This window comes from Ruegeria sp. BHSA118 (assembly GCF_059613405.1).
The window spans coordinates 1-2,478 of record NZ_JBXWSM010000143.1 but is presented as its reverse complement, the minus strand read 5'-3'; the positions used below and the strand labels follow the sequence as shown (position 1 = coordinate 2,478).

General features: G+C 58.6%; 3 protein-coding genes and 1 riboswitch. All 3 genes read right to left on the bottom strand.

The window, feature by feature from the left end:
- A partial coding sequence (thiD, locus tag AC2FNN_RS21435) for a bifunctional hydroxymethylpyrimidine kinase/phosphomethylpyrimidine kinase (RefSeq protein ID WP_496760523.1) occupies positions 1 to 659 on the bottom strand: 659 nt, incomplete at its 3' end.
- A 44-nt stretch (positions 660 to 703) separates the two neighbouring features.
- Positions 704 to 809: riboswitch (TPP riboswitch) on the bottom strand.
- A gap of 238 nt (positions 810 to 1,047) precedes the next feature.
- On the bottom strand, positions 1,048 to 2,196 hold the full coding sequence (dnaJ, locus tag AC2FNN_RS21430; RefSeq protein ID WP_496760521.1) for a molecular chaperone DnaJ: 1,149 nt from the start codon (positions 2,194 to 2,196) through the stop codon (positions 1,048 to 1,050).
- Between the two features lie 3 nt (positions 2,197 to 2,199).
- A partial coding sequence (locus AC2FNN_RS21425; RefSeq protein WP_496760519.1) for a hypothetical protein occupies positions 2,200 to 2,478 on the bottom strand: 279 nt, incomplete at its 5' end.

Genomic DNA, 2,478 nt, shown 5'->3' with positions numbered 1-2,478 from the left:
GCAGTGATGGATGACGACAGTGTGCATCCTGTTCCATGGGTGTTTTTCGTATCCTGACGCGGGGCCTGAAACTCGGCCACGACACCCGACGGATCGATCAGCAAATCGTGACAGATATCCCCTGACCCGTGTCCGCCTTTCATCACGACTGCACCCGCACCCAAGGCGCACAATGCCCGGCCCTGTTCAGCCATCTGCTCACGCGTTTCTGCCGCTGGCACGTTCAGCAGGCACGCCGCCTCAGGCAGATTCGGCGTAAGAACCGTCGCCGTTGGCAATAACACATCGCGCAGCGTCCGGACCGCCTCTTGCGCCAACAAAGCATCGCCGGATTTGGCGATCATGACCGGATCAAGAACCACGGGACCGTCGAACGCCGCCAAGCCCCTGGCGACCGTATGAATGATCTCAGGTGTGCCAAGCATGCCGATTTTGACAGCCCTGACGTCAAGATCGCCCAGAACCGCGTCGATTTGGGCAGAAATCACATCCAGCGGAATCCCATGCACCGCGGTGACAGCTTGCGTGTTCTGCGCAGTAACCGCGGTGATGACACTTGCGCCAAAAACACCCAGCGCCGACATTGCCTTCAGGTCAGCCTGAATGCCGGCGCCGCCGCCACTGTCGGATCCTGCTATGGTCAGGGCAATTGCCGCCATGTCGTTGCTCCATCTTCTATGGGCAACGAAGTAGGGAAAACGTCTGTGTTCAAGAGACCGTTCCCTACGCCGGAATTGCCCGGATCAGGTTCGATGGGTTAACGCGGTTGCGTCTCTCAGCCTTGTCAAAGGGCACCCCAACGGTTGAGGCGGACAATCTCAGGGTCGAGGGCCGGAATCAAGACTCAATTTTCCAGATGTATTGCCACATTCAGCTTTCTGCTAAGGCCAAAACTGCATGCTTATGACAGTGACATGCGAGGCTCTGCCTCGCGCTCCGGGATATTTTTCGCCAGATGAAGAACGGATCCCTTGCTTCATCTGGCTGAAAATATCCCGGGGGAGTCGCCCGAAGGGCGGCGGGGGCAGAGCCCCCGTTCCTGGTCGTTCAGCCTTTCATACCGTCCCAGAAAGACTTGACGGATGAGAAAAAGCTTTTCGATTCCGGATGGTTGTCTTCACCCAGATCATCAAACTCGCGCAGCAGTTCTTTCTGGCGGCTGGTCAGGTTGACCGGGGTTTCCACGGCCAGTTCAATGAACATGTCACCCACACCACCGCCGCGCAACGCAGGCATGCCTTTGCCACGCAGGCGCATTTGCCGACCCGACTGGCTTCCGGCCGGAATCTGAACGCGGCCGCGACCGCCATCAATGGTCGGAACCTCGATCGATCCGCCCAGCGCCGCCTTGGCCATGCTGACCGGCACGCGGCAGTAGAGGTTCACGCTGTCGCGTTCGAACAGTTTGTGCTCGGCCACTTCGACGAAAATATACAGATCACCCGGAGGGCCGCCGCGCATTCCCGCCTCACCTTCGCCTGCCAGACGAATTCGCGTTCCGGTTTCGACACCGGCAGGAATGTTCACCGACAAAGCGCGGTCTTTTTCGACCCTGCCAGCCCCCTGACAGGATTTACAGGGATTCTTGATGATCTGACCCAGTCCCGAACAAGTCGGGCAAGTCCGTTCCACCGTAAAGAATCCCTGTTGTGCCCGCACTTTTCCCATGCCCGAACAGGTGGGGCAGGATGTGGGTTCAACGCCACCTTCAGCCCCGGTACCGTCGCAGGACGAACACGCCACAGCCGTTGGCACGTTGATGGTTTTTTGCAGGCCCGAGAAGGCCTCTTCCAGCGTCACACGCAGGTTGTAGCGCAGGTCCGAGCCGCGCGCGGCGCGACGCCCGCCGCCGCCCCTTTGACCACCCATGAAATCACCGAACAGGTCGTCAAATACATCCGAAAATGCACTGGAGAAGTCGCCTTGCCCGCCAAAGCCGCCACCGGGGCGGCCACCGCCGCCCATGCCGTTTTCGAATGCGGCATGGCCAAAGCGATCATAAGCTGCCTTCTTTTCGGCATCGCGCAGCACGTCGTAAGCCTCGTTGGCTTCCTTGAACTGCGCCTCGGCATCCGGGTTGTCCTTGTTGCGGTCAGGGTGCAGCTCTTTGGCTTTCGTGCGAAAACCCTTCTTGATCTCATCCGCCGAAGCGCCCTTGGACACGCCGAGCACTTCGTAATAGTCGCGCTTTGACATTTGTTATTCCTTCGTGCCGCCGGACGCGGTGCTTTCATTGAGCCTGTACACGCCGTTGGTGTTGTTTGCAAAACTGGCCACGTAACCTGCCTTATTCAAGACCTCGTCCAGCCCGTCGTCCGAATGCTTGATTTCTATCAGCAGCACTTCGGGCCAAATCTCTCTCGGTGCGTCTTCGAAAAAAGCGCGCAATACGAGGGTTTCCTGGCCTTCGAAATCCATTTTGATGGCATCAACCTTGGTCAGCCCGGCATCGCGTATCGCGTCCAACAACGGAATCGC

What these genes read in the sequence shown, in the direction of transcription:
- dnaJ (WP_496760521.1), bottom strand. Translation starts at nt 2,196, where the DNA reads ATGTCAAAGCGCGACTATTACGAAGTGCTCGGCGTGTCCAAGGGCGCT.